At 71.0% G+C, this 7844-nt stretch carries 8 protein-coding genes and 1 pseudogene; all 9 read right to left on the bottom strand.

Annotated features, from left to right (window positions below; genetic code table 11):
- The coding region (locus KDH83_RS28110) for a DUF4880 domain-containing protein (RefSeq protein ID WP_212321804.1) at positions 1 to 525 on the bottom strand (525 nt) is incomplete at its 3' end.
- Entirely contained in the window at positions 522 to 1037 is a 516-nt protein-coding gene (locus tag KDH83_RS28105) for a sigma-70 family RNA polymerase sigma factor (RefSeq protein WP_212321802.1), read from the bottom strand. The genes KDH83_RS28110 and KDH83_RS28105, both read right to left, overlap by 4 nt.
- Before the next feature lie 170 nt (positions 1038 to 1207).
- A complete protein-coding gene (locus tag KDH83_RS28100; protein WP_212321800.1) occupies positions 1208 to 1699 on the bottom strand; it encodes a heme-binding protein in 492 nt (163 codons plus the stop codon).
- A 170-nt stretch (positions 1700 to 1869) separates the two neighbouring features.
- On the bottom strand, positions 1870 to 2616 hold the full coding sequence (locus KDH83_RS28095) for a class I SAM-dependent methyltransferase (protein WP_212321795.1): 747 nt from the start codon (positions 2614 to 2616) through the stop codon (positions 1870 to 1872).
- A gap of 16 nt (positions 2617 to 2632) precedes the next feature.
- The gene (locus KDH83_RS28090) at positions 2633 to 3670 is read right to left on the bottom strand and encodes a cytochrome P450 (RefSeq protein WP_212321793.1); all 1038 of its coding nucleotides are present in this window, start codon (positions 3668 to 3670) and stop codon (positions 2633 to 2635) included.
- Positions 3671 to 4243: 573 nt separating this feature from the next.
- Entirely contained in the window at positions 4244 to 4885 is a 642-nt protein-coding gene (locus tag KDH83_RS28085) for a response regulator (RefSeq protein ID WP_212321790.1), read from the bottom strand.
- Positions 4882 to 6330 carry an ATP-binding protein gene (locus tag KDH83_RS28080; RefSeq protein WP_212321782.1) on the bottom strand — a complete coding sequence of 483 codons (1449 nt, stop codon included), beginning with the start codon at positions 6328 to 6330 and terminating at the stop codon, positions 4882 to 4884. Before KDH83_RS28080 ends, KDH83_RS28085 begins: the two co-directional genes overlap by 4 nt.
- Positions 6331 to 6416: 86 nt before the next feature.
- Positions 6417 to 7559: an HPP family protein gene (locus tag KDH83_RS28075; RefSeq protein WP_212321781.1), complete on the bottom strand. Its 1143-nt coding sequence runs from the start codon at positions 7557 to 7559 to the stop codon at positions 6417 to 6419.
- A gap of 78 nt (positions 7560 to 7637) precedes the next feature.
- Positions 7638 to 7844: pseudogene (locus tag KDH83_RS28070) on the bottom strand (LysR family transcriptional regulator); the annotation flags it as partial.

Genomic DNA, 7844 nt, shown 5'->3' with positions numbered 1-7844 from the left:
GTCCAGCACGAAGGGGCGGGCGGGGGCCGTGGCGTCGGGCTGGGTTTCGATCATGGCCTGGCCGTCGATCAACACGACGCGGCGGACATGGGCGTCGAAGCGCAGGTCGACCGCGCTGGCGGTGTCCAGCCACAGGCGCGAGCCATCCGGCAGCCTGGCCTGGCGGGTCTGGCCCACGTCGGTGCGCAGATCGGCCAGATGGCGCCGGGTGACGGGTTGGGTCCAGGCGGCCGCGCCCAGTCCGCCGGCGCCGGCCAACAGCGCGACGGCGCGCAGCACGCGCCGACGGCCCTGGCCCGCGCGGGTCAGCGCGTCCAGCTCGGCCTGGCCGGCAATGGCGTCGAAGCGGGCGCTGACGGCCATGACGGCGTCCCAGGCCTGACGGTGCAGCGTCGAGGCGGATAGCCAGGCCTGCCATTGCCGGGTCTCGTCGGCGCCGGCGCGGTCGTCGCGCAGGCGGGCGAACCATTCCGAGGCGGCTTCCAGCGCCTGGCGGTCGGGGCTGGAGCGGGCGGCGGCCCTCATTGCAGGCCTTGGCCGATCAGCAGGCATTGCAGCATGGCCTGGGCCATGTATTTCTTCACCATGCGCTCGGACACGCCCAGCCGCAGGCCGATGTCGGCATAGGTGTGGCCGCCCAGCTGTGCCAGCAGGAAGGCCTCGCGGGCGCGGCCGGGCAGGCGGTGCAGCATGGCGTCGATTTCCAGCAGCGCTTCGAGCACCAGCGCGCGTTGCTCCGGCGACGGGGCGCAGGCCTCGGGACGCTGCGCCAGCGCCTGCAGGTAAGCCTGTTCCAGATCGCGGCGGCGCCACAGGTTGACGACCAGGCCGTGGGCGATGCGGGCCAGGAAGGCGCGCGGTTCGCGCAGCGCGTGGCCGTCGCGCGAGACCATCAGGCGCACGAAGGTGTCCTGCGCCAGGTCGGCCGCGTCGTGATCGTCGCGCAGGCGGCGGCGCAGCCAGGATCTCAGCCAGGCGTGATGCGATTGATAGAGCGATTCAACGGCATGCGGGGCTGACAGATCGCCGGAAGACACGGTAACTCCAAGCCTGGAAAATAATGGGAATCGTTCCTATTATTGTAGCGAAGGAGTCGCGCCGTGGCGCGGTCTTGGCGGCAGAAGTCGGGAAACCGGCAGGCGGGGGACTACGCTAGCCGGTTTTCGTGGCGCAGGCGCGCGGGCGCGGTGCCCGCACGCGCGCGTGCTTACTTGAACAGCGCCGCGTTCTCGGCCAGCGCCGCGTCGGCGCATTCCGCGTCCAGGTGGCCGCCGGGCGCGCCGGCCACGCCGATGGCGCCGATCACGGCGGAGCCGGCCTTGACCGGCACGCCGCCGCCCAGCAGCAGGAAGCCGGGGATGTCCGTCAGGTTGGCGGCGCCGGGGTTCTTCTGCGCGTTTTCCATCATGGCCAGCGTGGGCGACTTGGCCGAGACCGAGGTGAACGCCTTGGCGCGGCTGGCCTCGACGGTGTGCAGGCCGGCGTTGTCGGCGCGCACGAAGGCCTTGAGCACGCCGGCGCGGTCGACGACCGCCGCGCTGACGTTGTAGCCCTTGGCCTGGCAGGCGGCGACGCTGGCCGTGGCCAGCTTCTGCGCGTCGGTGGTGGAGATATTGCTTTCGGTGAGCACGGCGGCCTGGGCCATGCCGGCGGCCAGGGTGGAGGCGAGGGCCAGCGCGGCGAGCGGGAATCGGGTCATGTCTGCGTCCTTTCTACGTTGTGTGATCAGGTGCGGACAGTGTGGCCAAAAGCGCCGCGCGCCGGTATACGCCCGACTACGCCCGGACCTCCGTAGCGCTACGGAGGCAGGCCTGGCGCGGCAGGCGGATGGCCTGCCGTCGCCAGCGCGTCGAGGATCGCGGGGCGTTCCTATCCGGCGCGGCACTCGTAGGTGCGGACGGCGTGCGTGGGGCCGGGCCGGGCTTGCGGCTCGACTTCCCGGCCCGACTCGTCGAACGCGCGCGCGATGCTGAAGCCGGCGCGCGCCAGCGCCTGCTGGAGCGCGGCGGAATCGAGGATGCGCATGGACAGCGTGCGCTCGGACACCTTGGCGCCGTCCTTGTGGATCTCGAACACGCGATGGTTGACCCTGGTGGCGGGGTCGAACGTCGACGTGCCGTAGATCTCGAAGGTCACGCCGGACGCATCGGTCGCGCTGCCGACTTTTTGCCGCGCGTGATTCAGCGCATCTATGGTCTCGGGCTCGCGCAGTCCGGTCTGGAACAGCGCGCGCGAGCGCGGTCCCATGTGCGCCCTGATCGAGTCCAGCGCCGCGTACAGCGCCTCGTCCGTGCAGGCGTGCTGCAGCGCGTTGTCGACGGCCATGACCAGGTCGAACGGGCGCTCCAGCCGCAGCGTGCGCATATCGCCCTGGACAAAGCACAGGCCCGGCCTGTCGCCGTGCGCCTGCGTGGCCAGCGCCACCATCTCCGGCGAGGCGTCGACGCCCGTGACGTCGGCCTGTCGCGCCAGGCGCGCCGCCAGGTTGCCGCAGCCGCTCGCCAGCTCCAGGATGCTGGTTGCGTCGCCGGCGAGCCGGCACATGAAGGCATGTTCCGCGTCATCCTGCGGCGTGAGCAGCTTGTACACGGAGGCGTCGGTGTAGATCGATTGCACGGTGGATTCTCCTGGTTCAGACGGCGACGACGTTCACGCGCGCCGGGCACAGCAGCGATTTCAAGGGGACGTGAGCCGACATCTGGCGGCTGTCGGTCCAGTGGTCCTGCATGGCGATCTGCCTGATGGTGTGCTCGGCCAGCATCAGGACCAGCTCGCGCGCCCAGCAGCGGTCGTGCGAATGGCCGAACGGCAGGTAGTGGTCGGAGGCTTCGGGATTGCTCACGCCCAGCCAGCGGTCCGGTTCATAGGCGTCGGCGTCGGGCCAGTGGCGGGGATCGCGCTGCGTGATCAGCGGAATGACCAGCACGTCGTCGGTCTCGCGGATGCGCGCGTCGACAGCGGTGAATTCCTGGCAGGCGTTGCGGTGGTACATCCAGGCGGGCGGCATCAGGCGCAGCGTTTCGGTGATGCAGTCGCGCGCCCGTTCGCGCGCGTCGCGGGCGGATGCCAGCCACAGCGCGTTCGTCACCAGGCAGGCCACCGTGATGCACATGGAGCGGGCGGTGCGCCGGTATAGCGTCACGGCCCGGCGCCGTTCATGGGCGTCGGGCGCCTCGCTGACCAACTGCGCCAGCGCCGAGGAATTGATGGGCGCGTAGCGATGCAGCAGCCGCGTCATCAACCGCGACGACAGGCCGTCCATCAGCGGCTTGAGCAAGCCGGTCCGGTTGGCGACGCGATGGGTGAGGGCGAAGATGGGCCAGGGGTCCGACGCGTACAGGCGCTTTTGCAGATAGATGTAGCCGGCGTCGGGCCAGCGCCCGGCCAGCCTGGGGCCCGGCTCGGGCGGGCTTTCGGCGACGCGCCGCGCGTCCTGCCCGACCGCGCGCATCACGGCCGAGAACGTCGCCTTGGCGATCGGCTGGCCCAGGATGGGCTTGAAGACGATGCGCTCGAAATCGTACATGGGCCGCGCGGCCAGGATGGCTTTCGACAGAGGGCCGTCCGTCACGCCCACGGTTTGCTCGTCGATGCGGAACACGCCGCGCTGGCTGGGGTCGTCGAACAGCCGGCGTATTTCCTTGTGATAGTGGATCGTTCTATTGTCCATTTCGTACATCCGCGTGTAGACCGTCCCGGCTCGCGAGCGAGCGGGAATCCAGTGCTGTCATGGCGGTCCGGATGGGCGCGGCATGACAGGAACGAGGCGCGACGAACCACGGCCAACGCCGCTCGGAGAGCGGTTGGCGATCAGGAAGAGGGAGCCGGCGGAAAGGCGCTATCCCGCTGCCGGGCGTGGACGTGCGGCCAAAAAAGAACGCCGGGGCTTGAACCCCGGCGTTCTTTCTTCACGCTAGATAAGGTAAGGCCGCCAGGCGGCGGCCTTGAGCTTCGACGAACGGCTGAAACGCGAGAGCTGCTTCTTTATCGATTTGATCATAGCCTTCTCCGTTAAGTGTAGTAGTCGAGTCGTAGGGTGGGAGACGAAACGACAGCGGATGTACTGCACCGGTCACCGCCATTCATCGCCCGCGCAAAAGCTAGCATCAGGAATATTTTTGGGTCAAGCGGCATCGTGTTCAGAGCTGCGTAAGACAAAGCTTTGGGTGGGCGCGCGCTATGCGCGCCGCGCAGCATCGGCGCGGGTGGGCCGATGAACGTTTTCTTTTCGCGGCTTTCGTGACTACAGGCCCTGATCCAGCAGCGATGCGTACTGGCGGATCAGCTGCGCCAGCGAGTCGGCTTCGAGCTTGGCGTAGACGTTGGCGCGATAGGTTTCCACCGTGCGCGGCGACAGCTCGAACTCGCGCGCGATTTCCTTGTTGCTCAGGCCCTGGACGATGCGCGCGGCCACATCGCGCTCGCGTCCAGACAGGCGCGCCAGGCGGTCGCTGGCGGCCTGCGTCAGCGACAGTCGTTCGCGGCTGGCGACGTGCGCGCGCACGGCGGCCTGCACCGCGTCCAGGAACACATCGTCGTCCACCGGCTTTTGCAGGAACTCGATGGCGCCGCCCTTGAAGGCGCGGCGGCACAGGTCGACGTTGGCGTGGCCCGTCAGCATGATCACCGGCAGGTCCGATTGCTCCGCCAGCCGCGACAGCACGTCCAGGCCGCCGATGCCAGGCATGCGGATGTCCAGCACCACGCAGCCGATGGCCTGGGGCGGCAATGCATCCAGGAAGGCAACGGGATCGCCGTGGCCGACGCTGCGCAGGCCGACGCTGCGCAGCAGCAGGGCCAGCGCGTCGCGCACGGCGTCGTCGTCGTCGACCAGGTAGACCAGCGGGGATTGGGCGTGCGCGTGGGCAGGCGGGGAGGTTGTCATTGGCGGACTCCGGCGCGCGGCAGGCGCACCGTGAAACAGGCGCCGGCGGGGTGAAGGTTGCGCGCCTCGATGCGCGCGTCCATGGCGCCGGCCAGGGTCTCGCACAGCGCCAGGCCCAGGCCCATGCCTTGCGCGCGGGTGGTGTAGAACGGCTGGTACAGGCGCGGCAGCGCCTCGGGCGCGATGCCGGGGCCGTTGTCGCGCACGCTGAGCAGGTAGTGGTCGCCATCCACCGCGCCGCTCAGTTCGATCAGCCCCTGGCCGGCGGCGCCGGCGCGCATGCCGGCCAGCGCGTCGACGGCGTTCTGCACCAGGTTGTGCAGGATCTGTTCCAGCGCCACGCGGTCGCCCAGCGGGCGTTCGCCTGGGGCGTCGTTGCGCCACGCCAGGCGCACGCCCTGACGCGCGAGCTCCTGCTCGCGCAGGAAGCGTAGCGAGTGCGCCAGGGCATCGGGATCCAGCGCCTCGCGCGCGGCGGGCGCGCTGGGGCGCACCAGCGCGCGCATGCGGGCGATGATGTCGGCCGCTCGGCGGGCCTGGCCGGCGCTGGCCCGCAAGGCCTCGCGCACGGCGGGCCGTTCGTCCTCGTCGTCCAGCATGCGTTCGGCGGCGCGGGTCTGGGCCAGGATGGCGGTCAACGGCTGGTTCAGCTCGTGGGCGATGCCGGCGGCCATCTCGCCCAGCGTGCCCAGCCGTTCCATGGCCGCCACGCGCGCCTGCTCGCGCTGGCGCAGGGCCTCGGCGCGGCTGCGACGCCAGGCGGCGGCACCGGCGACCAGCAACGCGCTGGCGGCGGCCCAGGCCAGCCATTGCGCCCAGGGCCAGGTGGCAGGCGTCAGCACGCGCTCGCTGCGCAGGGCGAAGGGCTGGCTGGCGGCGCCCAGCGGCTTCTGCAGCGACAGCGTCCAGCCGTGCGCACCGGCGTCCTGGCGCGCCAGCAGGCGCAGCGGCTCGGGGCCGATGGACAGGCTCAGGTTGGCCAGCGCGTCGGGGAAGTCGCCGTCCTGCAGCAGCTGGCGCGCGTCCAGCAGCAGGCTCCAGCTGGACGGAGCCACCAGCCAGTAGCGCGCCGCGTCCACCGGCAGCGTGACGGGACGGCCCAGCGTGCGCGCCTGCGTCACGGCGGCGTCCAGGCCGGTAGGCGGCGGCAGGCTGCCGGTCCAGGCCCCGTCGCGCAGCTGGCCCAGCCCCAGCAGCTGCGGCAGCGACGGGCGCAGGCTGGGATACAGGCGCTCGGGCGCGGGCGGATGCGACAGGGCGGCCAGCGTGGCCAGCACCGCCTCGTGCTGCACGGTCTTCTGGCTCAGCATGCGCTGGGCGATGCTGGTGCCCTGGAAAAAGGCGTCGTACTGGCGCAGATAGTCCTGCCGCCCGATCCAGGCGGCGCCCAGGCCGAACAGCAGCAACCAGCAGAGCAATGCGCCGTAGCGCGCAGGGAATTTCACCGGGGCATTATGCCTCGCGGCGCGGGCGGGCCGGCATCCGTAGGGCTACGGAGGCGCCGTGTCCGCGCCGCTCGGCGGGCTGGCGCTCAGGCGGCCAGCCGCCCCGGCTGGATGGCGCCGGCCGGCGCCGTCACGGTCATCTGGTACAGCGCCGCGACCAGGTCGGACTGCGTCACCAGGCCGCGCAGAACGCCGTCCTCGTCCAGCACCGGCACGCAATGCAGGCCGTCCGCCATGGGACGGGCAAGCTCCACGGCCGGCAGTTCCGGCGTGGCGAAAGGCCCTTCAGAGCGCATGCAGTCCGAGACCAGCAGGTCCGGGCCCTCATGCGCCGGCGCGAGCCTGGCCTTGCGCGCCAGCACGTCGGCCTGGTCGATCATGCCGGCATAGCGTCCGGCGGAGTCGAGCACGGGCAGCGTCTGCAGCCGGTGCTTGCCGTACAGGCGGATGGCGTAGTCCAGCGGATCGTTCTGCTGCACCGAGACCAGGTCGCGCGACATGATGTCGGCGCAGCGCACATCGCCAAAGCGGCGCACGCTGGCGCGCAGTTCGGCTTCCATCACGATTTCTTCCAGGTCTTCCTTGCTGATGTCCAGCAGCTCGCCGCGCTGGCTCAGCGCCTGGTCCAGGTCGGCGCGGGAAAAACCCAGGCGCGCGCTGGGCGCGGGGTCGCGCGTCAGATGCGAGGCGGCCGGCTCGGCGTGGCGGCGCGGATAGTTGCGGCGCAGCGCGCCGTTGAAGGCGACGGCGATGGACAGCAGGATCACGGAGTTCAGCGCCACCGGCCACAGCACGAAGCCGTAGCCCAGGCTGGCCACGGCCGGGCCGCCCAGGACGGCGGTCAGCGCCACCGCGCCGCTGGGCGGATGCAGGCAGCGCAGCGTGAACATGGCGGCGATGGCCAGCGAGCCGGCCGCCGCCGCGGCCAGGCCCGGATCCGCAATGGCATGGGCGCAGGCCACGCCGATCAGCGCGGATACCAGATTACCGGCCATGATGGACCAGGGCTGGGCCAGCGGGCTGGCGGGCGCGGCGAACAGCAGCACGGCGGACGCGCCCATCGGCGCGATGAACCAGGGATTGGCCTCGCCCAGCGCGTGGCGGCCGACCCATTCGGTGCAGAACAGGCCGATCAGCGCGCCCAGCGCGCCATAGATCTTTTCGCGGGCGCTTGCGCCCACGGGCGCCGGGGCGAACGATGCCAGCCAGCGCTTGAATGCAACATCCAACTTTCTCTCCTCGCGGCCCGCAGGGCGGGGTCGCGGGGCAAAAATTTAGCACGGCCGCCATAACGGGCGGTCATGAGCTTATGCCGGAGTCGCGGCGGCGCGCAGCGCCCACAGCACGTCCAGCACGTGGCGGGTGGCCAGCTCGATATCGCCGGCGCGGTGGGCGATGCCCAGCGGACGCCACAGCGCGGGGCGCAGCGGCCGCATGGTGATGCGCGGGTCGGGCTGCGGCGCGGTGGCCTCATGGGGCAGCAGCGTCGCGCCGTAGCCCGACCCGCGCATCAC

Origin of the sequence: Achromobacter sp. Marseille-Q0513 (genome assembly GCF_018195695.1) — a bacterium.
In the GTDB taxonomy this organism is placed as follows: Bacteria; Pseudomonadota; Gammaproteobacteria; order Burkholderiales; family Burkholderiaceae_B; genus Achromobacter.
This window is presented reverse-complemented; position numbering and strand designations above follow the sequence as displayed.